16 protein-coding genes are annotated in these 16860 nt (G+C 68.2%); 9 read left to right on the top strand and 7 right to left on the bottom strand.

Features of this window, described 5'->3' with window-relative positions:
• Position 1: 1 nt before the first annotated feature.
• Genes ACIBQ1_RS58330 through ACIBQ1_RS58320 form a run of 3 tightly spaced genes read right to left on the bottom strand, consistent with a single transcriptional unit; the run spans position 2 to position 3175 of the window.
• The gene (locus tag ACIBQ1_RS58330; RefSeq protein ID WP_397291925.1) at positions 2-940 is read right to left on the bottom strand and encodes a carbohydrate ABC transporter permease; all 939 of its coding nucleotides are present in this window, start codon (positions 938-940) and stop codon (positions 2-4) included.
• A gap of 28 nt (positions 941-968) precedes the next feature.
• Positions 969-1886: an ABC transporter permease gene (locus ACIBQ1_RS58325; RefSeq protein ID WP_397291923.1), complete on the bottom strand. Its 918-nt coding sequence runs from the start codon at positions 1884-1886 to the stop codon at positions 969-971.
• Positions 1883-3175 carry an enolase C-terminal domain-like protein gene (locus tag ACIBQ1_RS58320; protein WP_397291921.1) on the bottom strand — a complete coding sequence of 431 codons (1293 nt, stop codon included), beginning with the start codon at positions 3173-3175 and terminating at the stop codon, positions 1883-1885. Before ACIBQ1_RS58320 ends, ACIBQ1_RS58325 begins: the two co-directional genes overlap by 4 nt.
• 170 nt (positions 3176-3345) lie before the next feature.
• Between ACIBQ1_RS58320 and ACIBQ1_RS58315 the strand changes: the two genes are divergently transcribed.
• Together ACIBQ1_RS58315 and ACIBQ1_RS58310 are read left to right on the top strand one after the other, a co-directional pair.
• Positions 3346-4074 carry a FadR/GntR family transcriptional regulator gene (locus ACIBQ1_RS58315; RefSeq protein WP_397291919.1) on the top strand — a complete coding sequence of 243 codons (729 nt, stop codon included), beginning with the start codon at positions 3346-3348 and terminating at the stop codon, positions 4072-4074.
• 148 nt (positions 4075-4222) lie between these two features.
• Entirely contained in the window at positions 4223-5245 is a 1023-nt protein-coding gene (locus tag ACIBQ1_RS58310) for a hypothetical protein (RefSeq protein WP_397291918.1), read from the top strand.
• Between the two features lie 137 nt (positions 5246-5382).
• Here the strand turns inward: ACIBQ1_RS58310 and ACIBQ1_RS58305 are convergent, their stop codons facing one another.
• On the bottom strand, positions 5383-6219 hold the full coding sequence (locus tag ACIBQ1_RS58305; protein ID WP_397291916.1) for a helix-turn-helix transcriptional regulator: 837 nt from the start codon (positions 6217-6219) through the stop codon (positions 5383-5385).
• A gap of 129 nt (positions 6220-6348) precedes the next feature.
• On the opposite strand from ACIBQ1_RS58305, the gene ACIBQ1_RS58300 reads away from it, so the two are divergent.
• Positions 6349-7563 carry a CynX/NimT family MFS transporter gene (locus ACIBQ1_RS58300; protein WP_397291915.1) on the top strand — a complete coding sequence of 405 codons (1215 nt, stop codon included), beginning with the start codon at positions 6349-6351 and terminating at the stop codon, positions 7561-7563.
• A gap of 54 nt (positions 7564-7617) precedes the next feature.
• Here ACIBQ1_RS58300 and ACIBQ1_RS58295 read toward each other — a convergent pair whose 3' ends face one another.
• Positions 7618-8022, bottom strand: coding sequence for a hypothetical protein (locus ACIBQ1_RS58295; protein ID WP_397291953.1), 405 nt, complete (start codon positions 8020-8022; stop codon positions 7618-7620).
• Positions 8023-8395: 373 nt separating this feature from the next.
• Between ACIBQ1_RS58295 and ACIBQ1_RS58290 the strand changes: the two genes are divergently transcribed.
• The 5 genes from ACIBQ1_RS58290 (at position 8396) to ACIBQ1_RS58270 (ending at position 14829) form a co-directional block, all read left to right on the top strand.
• Positions 8396-9778: a PLP-dependent aminotransferase family protein gene (locus ACIBQ1_RS58290; protein WP_397291914.1), complete on the top strand. Its 1383-nt coding sequence runs from the start codon at positions 8396-8398 to the stop codon at positions 9776-9778.
• A 325-nt stretch (positions 9779-10103) separates the two neighbouring features.
• Positions 10104-11432 (top strand): class II 3-deoxy-7-phosphoheptulonate synthase, encoded by a 1329-nt coding sequence (locus tag ACIBQ1_RS58285; RefSeq protein WP_397291912.1) that lies wholly within the window; start codon positions 10104-10106, stop codon positions 11430-11432.
• A 38-nt stretch (positions 11433-11470) separates the two neighbouring features.
• Entirely contained in the window at positions 11471-12616 is a 1146-nt protein-coding gene (locus tag ACIBQ1_RS58280) for an NAD(P)/FAD-dependent oxidoreductase (RefSeq protein WP_397291911.1), read from the top strand.
• A gap of 52 nt (positions 12617-12668) precedes the next feature.
• Entirely contained in the window at positions 12669-13601 is a 933-nt protein-coding gene (locus tag ACIBQ1_RS58275; protein WP_397291910.1) for a hypothetical protein, read from the top strand.
• 49 nt (positions 13602-13650) lie between these two features.
• Positions 13651-14829: a cytochrome P450 gene (locus tag ACIBQ1_RS58270; RefSeq protein WP_397291908.1), complete on the top strand. Its 1179-nt coding sequence runs from the start codon at positions 13651-13653 to the stop codon at positions 14827-14829.
• Between the two features lie 97 nt (positions 14830-14926).
• Here ACIBQ1_RS58270 and ACIBQ1_RS58265 read toward each other — a convergent pair whose 3' ends face one another.
• A complete protein-coding gene (locus ACIBQ1_RS58265) occupies positions 14927-15166 on the bottom strand; it encodes an aldehyde dehydrogenase family protein (RefSeq protein ID WP_397291952.1) in 240 nt (79 codons plus the stop codon).
• Positions 15167-15388: 222 nt separating this feature from the next.
• Positions 15389-16357: a cation diffusion facilitator family transporter gene (locus tag ACIBQ1_RS58260; protein WP_397291907.1), complete on the bottom strand. Its 969-nt coding sequence runs from the start codon at positions 16355-16357 to the stop codon at positions 15389-15391.
• A gap of 132 nt (positions 16358-16489) precedes the next feature.
• Between ACIBQ1_RS58260 and ACIBQ1_RS58255 the strand changes: the two genes are divergently transcribed.
• Positions 16490-16846 (top strand): ArsR/SmtB family transcription factor, encoded by a 357-nt coding sequence (locus ACIBQ1_RS58255; protein WP_397291905.1) that lies wholly within the window; start codon positions 16490-16492, stop codon positions 16844-16846.
• Positions 16847-16860: the final 14 nt, after the last annotated feature.

The raw sequence follows: 16860 nt of genomic DNA, 5'->3' as shown, positions 1-16860 counted from the left end.
ATCAGCCCTTGAGCGCCCCGAGCATGACGCCCTTGGTGAAGTGGCGGGCGACGAAGGGATAGATGAGCAGGACGGGCACGGTGGAGATGACGATGAGGGAGTATTTGAGCAGGTCGGCCATCTGCTGGCGTTCGAGCATGGTCGCGACGTCCATGCTGCTGTCGCCCTGGGTGTTGAGGATGAGGATGTTCCGCAGGACGAGCTGGAGCGGGTAGAGGTCGTCGTTCTTGAGGTAGATCAGGGCGTCGAAATAGGAGTTCCACTGCGCGATCGCGTACACCAGCGCGATGACCGCGATCATCGGTTTGGCCAGCGGCAGGACCACCGACCACAGGACGCGCAGATCACTGGCGCCGTCGAGCTCGGCGGCCTCGTAGAGCTCCTCAGGGATCGCGTGGCGCAGGTAGGTGCGAGCGATGATCACCTGCCAGACGCCGATCGCGTTCGGGACGATCAGCGCCCACCTGGTGTCGATCATCCCGAGGGACTTGACCACCAGGTACGTCGGGATGACGCCGCCCGCGAAGAGCATCGTGAAGACGATGAAGCGGGTGATGAGGTTGCGGCCGAAGAAGTCCTTCCTGGACAGCGGATAGGCGATGGCGATGGTGAGGGTGACGCTGATCAGCGTCCCCACGACCGTGTAGAACAGCGAGTTGGCGAATCCGGTCACGATCTGCGGATCGGACAGCGCCACCTCGTAACCGCGCAGGCTGAAGTCGACCGGCCAGAGGGTGACCCGCCCGGAGGAGACCGCGTCGGCACTGCTCAGTGAGCTGGCGACGATGTAGATCAGCGGGACCAGGACCACGGCGAGGAACGTCACGAGGAGCACGTGGACGGCCACCATGAACAGGCGGTCGACGCGCGAGTCCCGCACCCGGCCCGGCCGTGCCGGCACGGCCGCTCGCGGCTTGCGGGCCGCGGTTGTCATGGTCATTGCCGGGTGCTCCCTTCCACGGCGCCGGTCACCACAGACCGGACCCGGACACGCGCTTGGCGACGAAGTTGACGCCGACGAGCAGGCCGAGATTGACGACCGAGTTGAACAGGCCGACGGCCGTGGCCTGGCTGAAGTCGGCGTTCAGCAGCCCGGTCTTGTAGACGTAGGTCGCGATGATCTCGGACTGGCTGAGGTTCAGCGGGTTCTGCAGGAGGAACGCCTTCTCGAATCCGATCGCCATGATGTTGCCCACGCCGAGGATCAGCACGATCGCCGCCGTGGGCATGATGCCCGGCAGGTCAACGTGGATGATCTTCTGCAGGCGGTTGGCGCCGTCGACCCTGGCGGCCTCGTACAGGCCGGGGTCGATCCCCGACAGGGCGGCCATGTAGACGACGGCGGAGTACCCGGCGGTCTGCCAGACGTCACTCCAGACATAGATGTGCCGGAAATAGTCTGGATCGCCGAGGAAGTCGACGGAGCTGATCCCGAACAGGCCGATCGCGTCGTTCACCAGGCCGATGCTCGGCGACAGGATCAGGATGGTCATCGAGACGACCACGACCGTCGAGATGAAGTAGGGCGCGTAGGTGACCATCTGGACGGTGCGCTGGAACAGTCCCCGCCGAACCTCGTTGAGCGCGAGCGCCAGGATGATCGGGATGGGGAAGCTCGCGATGAGGAAGTACACCGACAGCAGGAAGGTGTTGCGCACCAGGGTCCAGAAGACCGGATTGTCGAAGAAGGCCAGGAAGTGCTTCGGGCCTGCCCACGGGCTGCCCCAGATCCCGTCGATGACGCTGTAGTCCTTGAACGCGATGACCGCGTTGATCATCGGGACGTACTTGAAGACGACGAAGTAGCCGAGCGGGATCAGCAGGAGCAGGTAGAGCTGCCAGTGGCGGCGGAAGCTGCGGGCCGCGTCCGCCTTCAGCGAGCTCACGGCGCTTCCACGTGGCGATAGGTCTCCACCGATCCGGGGTGCAGCCGGGCGCCGAGGCCGGGAGACGCCGGCGCGACGTAGCGGCCGGAGCGGATCGACACCGGGTCGACGAAATGCTCGTGCAGGTGGTCCACGTACTCGATGGCCCGGTCCTCGGTGCTGCCGCTGACCGCGACGTAGTCGAACATCGCCAGGTGCTGCACCATCTCGCACAGGCCCACACCGCCCGCATGGGGGCACACCGGCACGCCGTACTTGGCGGCCAGCAGCAGGATCGCCACGTTCTCGCTCACCCCGGCCACCCGGCTGGCGTCGATCTGCACCACGTCGACGGCGTCCGCCTGCAGAAGTTGCTTGAACATGACCTGGTTGGCGACGTGCTCGCCGGTGGCGACCTTGACGGGCGAGACCGCCTTGCGGATCGCGGCGTGGCCCAGCACGTCGTCCGGGGAGGTGGGCTCCTCGATCCAGTACGGGTCGAACTCCGCCAGAGGCCGGAGCCAGTCGATCGCCTCGCCCACGCCCCACGCCTGGTTGGCGTCGATGGCGATGCGGATGCCGGGCCCCACGGCCTGCCTGGCCAGCCGCAGCCGCCGTACGTCGTCGTCGAGGTCGGCGCCGACCTTCAGCTTGATCAGGGTGAACCCGTCGGCCACGGCCTGCTTCGACAGCCGGACCAGCTTGTCGTCGGAGTAGCCCAGCCAACCCGGCGTCGTGGTGTAGGCCGGATAGCCGCGGGCGAGGAGATCGTCCATCCGCTCGGCGCGGCCCGGCTCCGCCCGTTCGAGGATCTCCAGCGCCTCCTCGGGCGTGAGCGCGTCGCGTAGGTACCGGAAGTCGACGAGATCGACCAGCTGGCGGGGCGTCATCTCCGCCAGCAGGCGCCAGACCGGTTTGCCCTCGATGCGCGCGTGGAGGTCCCAGGCGGCATTGATGATCGCGGCGGCGGCCATGTGGATCGCCCCCTTGTACGGGCCGAGCCACCGCAGCTGGCTGTCACCGGTCAGCAGCCGGGAGAACCCGCCCGGATCGGCGAGAATCCGGACGAGCGGCAGGCCGGTCACCAGGGGCGCCAGTGCTCTCACCGCGGCGACCTGTACGTCGTTGCCGCGCCCGACCGTGAACGCCAGGCCGTACCCTTCCCGGCCCGCGCTGGTCCGGATGGTGACGTAGGCGGCTGAATAGTCCGGCTCCGGGTTCATCGCGTCCGAACCGTCGAGCTCCTGCGAGGTGGGGAAGCGGACGTCGACCGCCTCGATTGCTGTGACGACCTCTCGCGTATGGGTCATGCGGGCCCTCTTCCGCGTCAGACATCCCAAAGACATCCCGTAGATATGGGATGTCTTTATAGCTCACCTCCCCTCTGTCGTCTAGATATATGGACGAAACCCGGCAGAAGCACCTCAAGCCATGGGATGTCATCTACAGAGACATGGGATTGCCTGCTACGATTTCGAACATGTCGCTGACCGACAAAGCCATCGCCCGGATCCGGGAGCTCATCCAGTCCGGCGAGCTGCCGCCCGGCTCGAAGCTGCCACCGGAGCAGCAACTCGCGGCCGAGCTGGGCGTCGGACGCAATCTGATGCGCGAGGCCGTACAGGCGCTCGTGGCCACCCGCGTCCTCGAAGTCCGGCGCGGCAGCGGCACCTACGTCACCAGCCTGGAGCCGCGCCTCCTCCTCCAAGAGGGCATCTCCGAGGCTGTCGAGCTGCTCCAGGGTGAGACCATGCTGGAGCTCACCGAGGTACGCCGCCTCTTCGAACCCGCCGCCACCGGGCTGGCGGCCACTCGGATCAACCAGCAACAACTGGCCCAGGTCAGGGCGCATCTCGACGCGATGCGCGAGGCGAAGGACGACGTCGAGCTGCTCAACCACCACGACGCCGAGTTCCATCGCGCGGTCGTGGCGGCAACGGGCAACGAGACGCTGTCGGCCGTTCTCGACGGCATCGCCAGCCGGACCCTGCGCGCCCGCGTGTGGCGCGGGCTCCTCGACGCCGACGCCGCAGGCCGTACGCTGATCGAACACCAGGCCATCTACGCGGCGCTGGTCGCCAATGACGCGATCCGAGCCGAGGCCGCTGCGTTGATGCACGTCACCACAACCGAAACCTGGCTGAAGGCGCACCTCCAGGAGGGGGAGCCCGGATGGCGCCCCGCCAAACCGAACCTTCGCCCCGCCTGACAGCCGGCGACGACCCGTGCCCCGGCGGGCACGGGGTCACGAGCCCCGCAGGAAGAGTCGCTCAATAAGGGTCATGACCGGAAGCCAAGAAGGCGCTATTCTCTGCCATCAGAGAGCATTCCGGACTTGGCCGAAATATGGAGCCACGATGCGATTCGTTGCCCTCGTCCTGCTGCTGTTACCGCTGCTTCCGACCCCCGCCTACGCCGTCGACCTGCCCGGCGGCAAGGCCAACTACGTCGTCACCCTGGGCCGGCTGCGCGCCGACGTCCGCGACAACTGGGTGCGTCTGGGCACGTACCAGTTCGCGACCGACGGCACCGTCACGGCGCGCACGTACCTGTGGCGGCAGAGCGCGCCTGCCGCCCGCGAGGGCACCGGCACCACCCCCGACCTCGACAGCTGCTCGACCATCAGCGGCGCGGTCGGCCACACCCGCGCCCGCCACTGCGAGGTGCTGACGGCGGGCGGGTTCATGGACTCCCCGTCCGAGTCGCGCACCGGAACCTTCAGCGTCGCCGACGACGTCCTGAACATCACGTGGAACTTCGCCCAGACCTGGTCCGAACAGTGGTACCTGCGGCCCAACAGCAACGGCACGCTCGTCCGGCTGGAAAGCAAGTACAACACCTTCGCCACCCACGCCTACGGCTACGGCAGCAACGCGGCGCTGTCCACGCGCCGGGCGATGAGCACCGTGCAAGCCTTCTCCGGGACGCTCAAGCAGGATCTCGCCTCCTGGACCAAGGAGAACGTGACCACCTCGAACGGGCAGGTGTTCACCAACACGGCCTATCGCACCTGCACGACGACGACCTGGTGCCTGACCTACGCCCAGCCGTCGTCGGCGAGCGCGTGCCAGGCGAGCGGCGGCTGCCCCAACTACGGCGGCGGCACGGCCACCGATGACAGCTCGATCCAGTACTACCTGGTCAAGGTCTCCAGCAACGACCGGCGCGACACGCTCTGGCACTGGTGCACGTGCCTGGCCAGGGAGCGCGGCGAGTTCTGCTACACCGGCAACTCCCACGTCAAGCCGCTGTTGCAGATCCTCGACGACGACGGCGGCTTCCACGGCTGGGTGGGCGCCGAGGCGTCCTTCTACCCTTCGGGCAGCGATCCGCGCTACTCCGACATGCTCGGCGTCTTCCGCCTCACCGACACCCGGTAGCGACGGCGCCACACCCCCCGGTGGTCTGCTCGGCTTCGCGATCCTCGCGGACGGCTCGCTCAAACCGACCGCCGACTCCCCCGTCCATCACCGTACGCCCGCTCCCCCTCACCCGACGGCAAGCAACTCGCGGTGTGTCACGAGATGGACCGGAGCCGGCCGTGGGACTGGCGTTGGAGCTGGTCGATGGCCTCGGCCGTCTGGTCGTCGGCCGGGAGGAAGACGACGAGCTGCTGGGCCTCCACGGGCAGTTCGAGCGTCTCACGAAGCAGTCGAAGCTGGTGCCCGGCCGGGTGGTTGAGCCGGAGAATGCCACGTCGCGGCACCATATGACGGTTCAGGCGGCGGGTGAAGTCGGGCCCGGCGATGGGGGTGAGCTCCGCGGTGAGCCACTCGAGATTCTCGAGGGACGGGGCCTGCCACAGGTCGAAGGCCTGCTCGTCCGCGATGTCGTCCCAGTCGACGAAAAACGTCCGGGCGCGGGGGTCGGTGAACAGGTAGCGGTTGAGGTTGGGACGGGGGGCGTCGAGCAGTCCGGTCCCGCTGGTGACCAGCTGGTAGCTGCTGGTGTGGGCGAGGACGTCGCCCAGCCGGTTGGTCACGATGGCGACGCCGGGTTCGAGGAGGCCGAGCGTCTGCAGGACAGACGGTCGCACGCGTCGGGACGGTGGCACGGGCCGGATGTGGACGGAGCATTCGTCGCCGGTGATCTTCGCGAGGTAGCGCAGGTGGTTGCGCTCCGAGGGGTCGAGGCGGAGCGCGTCGGCGACGGCGTTGATCACCGCCGGCGATGGATTGCGGTCGCGGCCCTGCTCGATGCGCGTCAGGTATTCGACGCTGATGCCGGCCCACGTGGCGAGGTCCTGTCGGCGCAGCCCCGGTGAACGGCGGCGGCCGCGGTCCGGCAGTCCGAGGGATTCCGGCTGGATGCTGTCGCGCTTGGCCCGGATGAAATTCCCCAATGGCGTCCCCACGTCGACAGGGTACCGGGGCCGCCCGTTGATCGCGCAGTGCCTCGTCGCGCGATGCGGAGGGTGGCCTTTTGGGGGCTAGCCTGAGCACGGCCTGGTTGTCGGCCGCGGTGCGGCTTGATCGTGGTGTCCATGGAGAACACGTTGACGCGCCGTTCCGGTCAGGCGTTGCTGGTATGGGGGCTGCTTGTGGTGGCAGCGAACCTGCGAGCGAGTCTGACCGGCGTCGGGCCGTTGTTGGATCGCGTACAGGCTGATCTGGGTCTGGCCCCGGCCGTGGCGGGTCTGCTGAACACACTGCCATTGCTGGCGTTCGCGGCGGTGTCCCCGCTGGTGCCTCGACTGGCCGCGCGATGGGGAGCCGACCAGCTCCTCGGGTACGCGCTCGTGGTGCTGACGCTGGGGATCGCGCTCCGGTGGGTGCCGACGGCAGTCGGGCTGTTCGCGGGAACGGTGCTGATCGGAACGGGCATCGCCGTGGGCAACGTGCTGCTGCCGAGCCTCATAAAGCGCGATTTCCCCAGCAAGGTGGGACTGCTGACCAGCGCCTATGCCACGGTGATGGGCGGTGTCGCCGCGGTGGCGTCCGGGGTGGCGGTGCCGATCAGTGAGGTCGCCCCCGGTGGTTGGTATACCGCGTTGGGCTGCTGGGTCTTGTTCTCGCTGGTGGCCGTCCTGCTGTGGCTTCCTCAGATGCGGGCTCCGCGGCGGGCCGCACAGGCGATTCGCGCACACCGGTTGCCGTGGGGTTCCGGGCTGGCGTGGGCGGTCACGGCGTTCATGGGACTGCAGTCGCTGGGCTTCTATGTCGTCGTGACGTGGTTGCCGCAGGTCTTCCAGGACAACGGCATGAGCGCGGCCGGGGCGGGATGGCTGCTGTTCCTGTTCCAGGCGGTCGCGGTGCTGACCAGCCTGGCGGTGCCCGGCGCGCTGCGGTGGGCGCGTGACCAGCGCGCGCTGGCGACGATCTGCTCGGCGATCATGCTCCTCGGCTACCTGGGACTTCTCGTGGCGCCGGGATCGGCGTTGCTGTGGAGTGTCGTCCTCGGGCTGGGCGGCGGGGCCTGCCTGGTGCTCGCGCTGGCCTTCATCAGCCTGCGCGCCCAGGACGCGACCGTGGCGGGCGCGTTGTCGGCCATGGCGCAGTCGATCGGTTACCTGCTGGCCGCCGTGGGGCCGGTGATCTTCGGGCTGCTGCACACGATGAGCTCCGGCTGGCAGGCACCGATCACGTTGATGTGCGTGGCCGCGGCCGGTCAGACGATCGTTGCGCTGGTGGCCGGCTGGGGCACGGTGCACTCCGCCGACGGCCAGGTGCCCGATCGCGTCCCCTCCCCCGGACACTGATCTCCATCCGGGCAGGGGAACCGGGTGTGCCACGAACGCGGGGGCAGGGCGTTGTCAGGTGAGCATGCCGACCAACGCGAGCAGGCCGCCGGACCACACCGGCCACTTCCGACGATTCGGCGGGCGGGTCGTGGTCGCGCTGTTCGAGCTGACGACCGGCGGCGCGAGCGGCCCGTACGACGCAGGCACCCAACCGCTCCGTGATGGGCGCGGGTGGCAGCGGTGAGTCCCGCCACCCGCGGGCAGCAGGACCGGCCCGCGTGGTCCCGCGAGGATCCCCAGGGTGCTCCCCGCGTCGCGCGCCGGCCCGTCGCCGCGCGGGTGACCGGCGACGACCGGAGCCCACAGGTCCGCCGAGGACATGGACCGGTTGCCGTGCTTGACGATCCGCGCGCCCGGTGCCGCGGCGACGGTGGAGATGGTCACCGTGTCGGCCTTGTCTCCGCCGGTGCCGACGATGTCCAGCGGAGGTCAGTCGACAGCGACCCTGACCGCGTCCATAATGCGCACCGGCCCGTCGAGCTCCGCGACGGATTCTCCCCTGGACGCAGACCGACCAGCCCGGCATCGCCACGCATGACCTCACCCATGGACCACTCGTCCGTGCGCGGCGAAAGAATCTCCGCCCGTCGTCTTCGAGCCGGGTCGAGTGCGGTTTCCCGGCCGGTCGCCGCTGCTTCTTCGCTGTTCTTTCGTGCCACGCGTTCCAGTCGGCAACGGCGCCGGCCAAGTCCATTTCACGCCCCCGCGGGCGGGCCATTTCCGTACTGAGAGGAAAGCCGGCGCCGAGGGGAAATTCGCGCTGAATGGAAAATCAGCGCCGGGGGGAAGAATGTTGCCGATCGCCATCGAACGGAAGTCGCGGCTGCCCATGACCGCGCAGATCCAGTCAGCCATCCGCGGACGGATACAGGACGGCACCCTGCATCCAGGCGTCCGGTTGCCGTCAAGCCGCGATCTCGCCAGAGACCTCGGGGTCTCCCGCAGCGTCGTGGTCCAGGCCTATGGACAGCTGATCGCCGAAGGCTATGTCCGGGCGGCTCAGGGGTCGGGCACCAGGGTGGCGACACATCTGCCTCATCCCGGACGAGCCGCGGTCGAGCCGACCAGAAGCGCGGAAGCCCGCTTCGACCTGCGGGTCGACGCGACGAGCACGGTGTTCTTCCCCTCGCGTGAATGGCTGCAGGCCTACGAGCACGTGGGGCGATCGATCGGCGAACCCGGTCCGCGGCGGCACCCCCTCGGTGTTCCGGAACTCCGAGCCGAACTCGCGGCATACCTGGGCCGTTCGCGGGGAGTCCTGGCGACCGCCGCGGAAGTCGCCGTCACCGCGGACTTCGACCACACCGTCGGCGTGGTGTGCCACGTCCTGCGCGAGCTCGGGGACTACCACCTCGCCGTGGAGAGCCCCGGCCCGCCCTGGCAGGCCAGGCTCGCCGAGCATGCCGGCCTGGCGGTGACCGGTGTCCCCGTGGATGGCGAGGGCATCGACGTCGACGCGCTCGAACGGTCCGGGGCGCGCGCCGTGCTGGTCACACCGCTGTCGCAGGTGCCGACGGGGGTCGGGCTGTCACCGGGCCGGCGGGAGGCGTTGCTGCGCTGGGCCGCCGACGTGGACGGCTGGGTGATCGAATACGACCGGGACGGGCACCTGTGGTTCGGCGCCGGAAGTGGCCCGCTCGCCCTGCAACGGCATCGTCCGGAACGGGTGATCTACATCGGGGCGACCGGGACCCTGCTCGGTCCGTGCATACGGCTCGGCTGGGCGGTGGCGCCGGACCCCGTGACGAACCGGCTCGGTCGGATGCAGCTGGGCGCCCCGGACCCGCTCACCCAGCTGACATTCGCCCACTTCGTGTCGTCAGGCGTGATGGACCAGCACGTCCGGCAGGTCCGGAGCGTCCTCAGGGAACGGCGCTCGGCGCTGCGGGACGCCGTCGAGCGGCACCTGCCGGGTGCCAGGATGACCGGCGTGCCTGCCGGTACGCACGCGTACATCCAGTGGCCCAACGGGGTCGACGACGTCCGGCTGGCCGCTGTCGCACGGGCGAGGTCGGTTCTCGTACACCCCGGCGGGCACTTCCGGCTCGGCCGCCGGCCGTCCGCACCCGGGGTGGCGGTCGGCTACGGCGCAGTGCGCAGCGGCCGGCTCCCGGAGGCCGTCGGCGTGCTCGCCGCCGCGATGCGCCAGGTCACCGGGCTGCTCGCGTCGTAATCCAGCCGGGAGCCGTCACCGTCATGCCGTCGAGGCGATGGGACTGCGTCACCGGGACCCGCCGTCGAGGGTGCCGTCCCGGCGAGTTCCGGTGGCAACGGCTCGGGCACGATGATCGAGCTGGGGCGGGTGGCGGTGTCACGGAAATCGCGATCACGGTGACGTTTAGCAATTCAGCCATTCCGGAGAATACACACCCCTTCTTTGTCAAGTGCACGGAGAAACAAACTCCGTCGTAGTCGGCCGTACCATTCGATGGCCGCCTGACCGGACCACTCGGCCTATTCATTGCGCGTCGGCGAGAAATTGTGGTGATCTGCTCTCCGTGACGAATTCCGAGTTACTCGTCTCATGGCGTGACGCGCCCGCGACGCACCAACCGGAGTGGCCGGACCGCGCGGCCCTGGGGGACGTGCTGACCAGGCTGTCCGCCGCACCCGGTCTGGTCACGCCGAACGCGTGCGACAGCCTGCGCTCCCGGCTGGCGGCGGTGGCCGACGGCGAGGCGTTCGCGTTGCAGGGCGGCGACTGCGCGGAGACGTTCGACGGAGTGACCCCGGACGCGATCCGCAACAAGACCAAGACCTTGCTGCAGATGGCCGTCGTCCTCACCTACGCGACGGCCAGGCCGGTCGTGAAGATCGGTCGGATGGCGGGCCAATACGCCAAACCGCGCTCCAGCCCCAGCGAGACCCGCGACGGCGTGACGCTCCCGGTGTATCTGGGCGACGCGGTGAACGGCTTCGACTTCGACCCGGCGGCCCGCGTGCCGGACCCGGCTCGGCTGTGGCGGATGTACGAGGCCTCGCGGTTCACCTTGGACATCGTGGCCGGCCACGCGCGCGACGGGTACGCGGGCCTGGATCAGCTGCACCGGTGGAACAGGGACTTCGTGGCGAGCTCGCCGGCAGGCGCCCGCTACGAGGAGCTGGCCTACGAGATCGACCACGCGCTGCGGTTCATGGGCGCCTGCGGGGTCCGGCTCGACGAGCTGCGTTCGGTCGAGATCTTCGCCAGCCACGAGGGCCTGCTGCTGGACTACGAGGACGCGCTCACGCGCATCGACCCCGACAGCGGCCTGACGTATGCCACCAGCGGCCACATGCTCTGGATCGGCGAGCGCACGCGCGCGCCGGGCAGCGCGCACGTCGCCTTCTGCCGGAGCATCGCGAACCCCATCGGGGTCAAACTCGGCCCGACGACGACGCCGGACGAGGTTCGTTCCTATGTGGAGATCCTCGATCCGGACCGGCAGCCGGGGCGGTTGACCTTCATCACCAGAATGGGCGCGCGGCAGATCCGCGACCGGCTGCCCGAGCTGATCCGTGCCGCCCAGGAGACCGGTGGGAAGCCGACCTGGATCAGCGATCCCATGCACGGCAACACCTTCCTCGCGCCGAGCGGCCACAAAACCCGGCACCTCGCCGACATCCTCGACGAGGTGCGCGGATTCTTCGACGTCCATCGCGCGCTCGGCACCCACCCCGGCGGCATCCACATCGAGTTCACCGGCGAGGACGTGACCGAGTGCATCGGCGGCGGCGACGAGATCCTGGCCGGCGACCTGCACCACCGCTACGAGTCCGCGTGCGACCCGAGGCTCAACCGCGGCCAGTCTCTCGACCTGGCCTTCGACCTCGCCGAACTCCTGTGACCGTGCGCCGGATTCGAGTTCGCGCTCTGCCGCAAGACATGGAGGAGACAGTGAAAACCGTAGGGGTCGTGGGGACCGGTGTGATCGGAGCCTGCGTGGCGTTCTCCCTCGCGCAACGCGGGGTGCGGGTTCATTGCGTGGAGCGCGCGCAACCTGGGGGTCTGACGACGGATGTCAGCTTCGCGCGATTGAGCGCCTACCAGCAGCCGACATACCCGCGGTTCGAACTGAGTCACACCGGGATGATCGAACATGTACGCTTCGCCAAGCAGTTCGCCTCCGCTGCCTGGTGGCATCCCACCGGCAGTTTGGCGTGGAGCGACGCCGCCGGCGCGGGCGGCGCCCGCACCGGCGAGTCGTTCGTGGAGGTTGTCGACCGACTCAGCGCTTGGGGTTATCGTGCGATCTGGTGTGACGCTGCCCGGGTGAACCGGGAGTGGGAGCCGGGCATCGCGTTCTCGCCCGCTCAAGCGCCGATCGTGCGGTTCCCCGACGAGGGTTGGATCGACGGGCCGCAACTGGTCTCCGCATTGATCGAGACCGCGAAGCAGTCCGGCTGTCTGAGGTTGTGGAACGGCGCGGTCGAGGACATCGAGGTCCACGGCGACCGGGTCGTGGCGCTCCGGTTGGAGAACCAGGACCGCATCGAGGTCGACGCCGTCGTCAACGCCGCCGGTCCGGAGGCCGTCACGGTGGCCGCGGCGCTCGGAGCTCCCATGGCCGGGGCGGTCGCGACACGCGGCAGCCTCGTGATCGACCTCGCGACCGACGGCGATCCGGTAAAACATGTCCTGCGCGGAGCAGAGGCGCACGTCAGGTCGGCGGGGCCCGGTCGCGTGCGGGTGCGATCCGATCAGGTCGACGCCTGTCTTCCGGCCGGAATCCGGTCCGAGCCCGGCGACGAGATCGTCAAGGACCTGCTGGAGCGCGTGTACGGCACGGTTCCGGCGTTGGCGTCGTCCACCGTCGAGCGGATCCGCATCGGCACCGCGGTGTTCCCGGCGGACGGCTTTCCGAGCGTCGGCGCATTGTCCGGCGTCTACGGCTACTACGAGGCGTTCGCCAACAGTGGCATCACTCTCGCCCCGTTCATCGGACGGACCCTGGCAACGCAGATCGTCACGGGAGAGATCCACCCCCTGTGGGCCCGATGCTCGCCCGATCGGCTGCGGGTGGCGTCGTAAGGACTCTCGAGAAAACCAGGCGCGGCAACGCGCACATCAATTGGGGGAATAGGTGTCTGTTTACCCAGAGCTCAGGGAACTCATCACGACGTTCATTTCCGAGGAGCCCTCGGAGATCCAGAAGATGCGGACGGGAACACTCCCCGATCTGCCCGGATCCTACGATCAGTATTTCACCGCGTGGGATTTCGCGAACAGCATCGTGCGCGACTATGCCATGAATCTCTACCAGCTGACAAAAATGGCGGCGGACGCGAGCCTGCCCGTCGAGAACGTGCTCACGGTCTTCCGAACGCTGGATCCCATCTACAGCACCTTTCTCGGCTACAACGGTTTCCCGACGTTGGCGGAGTACGCCGTCAAGGTCGGTCAGCCCGCCGAGGATCGCCGAGAGCTCGTGGACCGGCTGTCGACGTTCACCGAATACGCGAACCGGTTGACGGCCTGGTCGCATCACTACTTCCCGTGGCATGTCGGCGAGCATTACCGGTACGCCACGAGCGACGTCACGATGCGACCGGGGTACGCGCCCGCGCCGGTCGACATCGAGGACGATCCGCTCCGGCGCATTCCCATCAGGCTCACGTGGCAACCCCTGGGAGTGGAGGTCACCGCCGAGCTCGCCTGCGATCTCAACGAGGAGCTCTGCGTGGACTTCGTCAAGTCGCTGCCGTTCACGGTGCTGCAGGACCACGCGGTCGTCAGTGGCGAGTCCATGTACGCCTGGGCGCCGTTGGTGAGCGTGGCGCCGACGCCGGTACGGGAACGCATCTGCGACGCGCCGGTCGGCAGGCTCCGGTTCAGCCAGGCGACGGGCAACAAGCTCATCGTCCAGTACGGGCCGACCTCGGAGACGCTCAGCAGTCCCGTTCTGGGCAAGGTGGTCGACGAGCACACCGACAGGCTCCCCGAGGTCGGCAAGGCCGTGTGGGAAAGCACGTTCCGCACGAAGGAGCACATCTGGCTCACGGCCGAGCTCCTGTAGTGACCATCACGCACCAGGACGCGCGACCCGCCGGAGAAAAGGTGACGACATGACCAGCACATCAAGCAAGCCGACGAGGGACCTGCTGTTTCCCGAGCTGAGCGACTCGATCGAGAAGCGGATATCCTGGTTTCAGCAGATGCAGAAGGACGAACCATTACGCTTCCGCCCGGAGTACAACCTCTGGGAGGTGTTCCGGTACGAAGACGTCAATCACGTGCTCAAGAATCCAGACACTTTCTCGGTGACCAACAAGACCCACCTGGGTCTGCCGTTCTCCTTCGGCCGGGCGGACATCCCGGAGCATCGTTTCCTGCGCGGTTTCGTCGCGCGGTCGTTCGTGCCGGGCAACATCGAGAGCCGGGCGCCGGAATTCACCTCGATGGTCGACTCGCTGCTGGCGCACGCCCTGACCTCCGGCAGGATGGAGATACTCGGGGAGCTGTGTTATCCGCTCATGGAACGCGTCGTCGCGGACATGTTCGGGCTGCGGATCACCGGCGTCGGCCGTTTTCGGGAATGGTCCGACCAGATGTTCGGCCAGCTGATCGGGGTCCGTTCTCCGGATCACGCCGACGTGGTCGCCCTGTTCACGGAGCAACTCGACGAGCGCAAGCGCAACCCGAGCGACGATCTGATGAGCGCCCTGCTCGCGGAGCGGAGCAGGGACGGACGATTGGCGGAGGAGAAAATCATCCACATGTGCCTGGATCTGGCGACCGCGGGCAATGCCCCGCTGTCCCTCATGCTGGCCTACGCCATTGCTCGTTTCTGCCTGGATCCGCAGCTCTACCTGACGCTGCGGCGCGACCCCTCGCTGATTCCGGGAGCCATCGAGGAGATCCTGCGCTACGACTTCTCGTGGTTCAACCTTTGGCGCACGGCCCGGAGCGACACCGTGCTGGGCGGGCGCGAGATCAGGGCAGGTCAGTACGTAGTGGTCTGGGACTCGTCGGCCAACTTCGACGAGAACTACTTCCCGAACGCGGAACGATTCGACATCAGGCGCTCCCCGAATCCTCACCTGACCTTCGGACAGGGCATGTACATCTGTCTTGGCCTGCCGCTGGTGCGGGTGCTGGGGCGCATTGTGCTGGAGCGGATCGTCGGCTCCTTCTCCGACATTCGCTTTTCTTCGGAGAAGCCCATGCGATCTCTGGATCAGATGAAGGACTACATCGTGTCGCTTGATGTGGTCCTGACGCCGTCGAACGGCACCGTTTCCTGACATTCTGCCAGCCGGCCACCTGCGGCAAAGGCGACGCAGGTGGCGCCATCGAGGCGGCAGAGGAGGTGACATTCACTCACCCCCTCTGCCGCCTCGATCAGGTTCTGCGGCGGATCCGCAGCGTCTGGAGGTTGGCCAGTTCGTACACCCCCCACTTACCGAGCTCCCGCCCGTAGCCGCTGACCTTGATGCCGCCGGTGGGAAGGCGCGGATCGGTCGTGGAGATCATGTTGACGAAGACGGCTCCCGCGTGGATCCTTCCGCTCACGGATGCGGCGTGCTCGGTGCCGGTGCTCCACAGGCTGCTGCTCTGTCCGTAGCGCGAGGAGTTCGCGATGGCGACGAGCTCGCACTCTATCGCTCCGTGATCGACTGCTTCGGCGAGTTCGGCACGGCGGAGCTCGTCTTCCTGATCGCCCAGTACGCCGCCATCTCGATGGTGCTCAACGCCTACGACGTCCCGTTGCCGCCGGACGCGGAGTGGCCTCCGGGCACGGTGGCCATGTCACCCCCCGCCGGGCGCCGAGATCCTGGAGCCGCTCGGGCCGGCATGCTCAGGCTAGCGGTGGGCCAGCAGCGGCGCGTGGTGATCCGTCCCGTGCGGGCCGTCGGGGTCGGCGTGGACGGTGGCGGCGCTCAGCCTCGGCAGGTCGTGGATCAGCCGGTGCTCGGCCGCCACGGCCACGGCGTGCGCCTCGACCAGCGACAGCTCGTGATCGACCTGGATGTCCACCTCCGCGCGCATCGCGTGTCCGATCCAGCGCAGCCGTACGGCCCCCACCCGCCGGACGCCGGGCACCGCGGTCAGGATCTGCTCGGCCTGCTCGACCAGTGCCGGGTCGACGCCGTCCATCAGCCGGTGGTAGATCTCGCGGGCGGCGTCGCGCAGCACGAAGCAGATGGCCACGGTGATCAGCAGGCCCACGATCGGGTCGGCGACGGGGAAGCCCAGCGCGGTGCCGCCGGCGCCGATGAGCACGGCCAGCGAGGTGAAGCCGTCGGTACGCGCGTGCAGCCCGTCGGCCACCAGCGCGGCCGAGCCGATCTCCCGGCCGACCTTGATCCGATACCGGGCCACGAGTTCGTTGCCCAGGAACCCGACGAAACCGGCCCCGGCCACCCAGGCGAGCGCTTCGACGTTCTGCGGATCGATGAGGCGCTTGACCGCCTCGTAGCCCGCCAGCCCCGCCGACGCCGCGATCAGCAGCACGATGACGATGCCCGCCAGGTCCTCGGCCCGGCCGTACCCGTAGGTGAAGCGGCGCGTCGCCGCACGCCTGCCGAGCGAGAACGCGATGGCCAGCGGGACGGCCGTGAGCGCGTCGGCGAAGTTGTGCAAGGTGTCGCCGAGCAGCGCGACCGAGCCGGAGTAGGCGACGATGACCGCCTGGGCCACGGCGGTGACCATGAGCGCGGCGAACGAGATGGCCAGCACCCGCATGCCGCGGCTGCTGGACTCCAGGGCCGCGTCGGTCTTGTCCGCGCTGTCGTGGCTGTGCGGGGTGATCACGTGCTTGAGAGAGCCCAAGGCCCGCTTGATCCCACGGTCATGCCCGTGCCCGTGTCCATGCCCGTGTCCATGCCCATGTCCGTGTCCGTGCTGATCCGACATGTCCACCTTCCTTGCCTGAAATGACTCCCGGCGGCAGTATATGTAGTCATGTACGCACGCGACAACGAATCAGGTGCCAACTCTGCGCAGGAGCAACCCACCGACAGGCAGGTCAGAGCGGCTGTCGACGCCTTCCGCCTGCTCAGCGACGGCACCCGGCTGCGGCTGATGTGGCTGCTCTCGTCCGGCGAGTACGACGTCACCAGCCTCACCGGGGCCATCGCGGTCGCACGCCCCTCGGTCTCCCAGCACCTGGCGAAACTCCGCTACGCCGGGCTGGTGGAGACGCGCAGGGACGGTCGCCGCGTGCTGTACCGGGCACGCGACGCCCACGTCCGCTCCCTCATCAAGGAGGCCCTCTTCCACGCCGGCCACGAGGTGTCAGGCCTCCCCCGGCACGACTGAGCGAGCCGGCGACT

Source organism: Nonomuraea sp. NPDC050153, from assembly GCF_044460125.1.
In the GTDB taxonomy this organism is placed as follows: Bacteria; Actinomycetota; Actinomycetes; order Streptosporangiales; family Streptosporangiaceae; genus Nonomuraea.
This window is presented reverse-complemented; position numbering and strand designations above follow the sequence as displayed.

Coding starts and splice junctions, on each gene's coding strand:
- ACIBQ1_RS58310 (WP_397291918.1), top strand. CDS start 4,223: ATGCGATTCGTTGCCCTCGTCCTGCTGCTGTTACCGCTGCTTCCGACC.
- ACIBQ1_RS58270 (WP_397291908.1), top strand. CDS start 13,651: ATGACCAGCACATCAAGCAAGCCGACGAGGGACCTGCTGTTTCCCGAG.
- ACIBQ1_RS58315 (WP_397291919.1), top strand. CDS start 3,346: ATGTCGCTGACCGACAAAGCCATCGCCCGGATCCGGGAGCTCATCCAG.
- ACIBQ1_RS58280 (WP_397291911.1), top strand. CDS start 11,471: ATGGAGGAGACAGTGAAAACCGTAGGGGTCGTGGGGACCGGTGTGATC.
- ACIBQ1_RS58320 (WP_397291921.1), bottom strand. CDS start 3,175: ATGACCCATACGCGAGAGGTCGTCACAGCAATCGAGGCGGTCGACGTC.
- ACIBQ1_RS58290 (WP_397291914.1), top strand. CDS start 8,396: ATGTTGCCGATCGCCATCGAACGGAAGTCGCGGCTGCCCATGACCGCG.
- ACIBQ1_RS58330 (WP_397291925.1), bottom strand. CDS start 940: ATGACCATGACAACCGCGGCCCGCAAGCCGCGAGCGGCCGTGCCGGCA.
- ACIBQ1_RS58255 (WP_397291905.1), top strand. CDS start 16,490: ATGTACGCACGCGACAACGAATCAGGTGCCAACTCTGCGCAGGAGCAA.
- ACIBQ1_RS58300 (WP_397291915.1), top strand. CDS start 6,349: ATGGAGAACACGTTGACGCGCCGTTCCGGTCAGGCGTTGCTGGTATGG.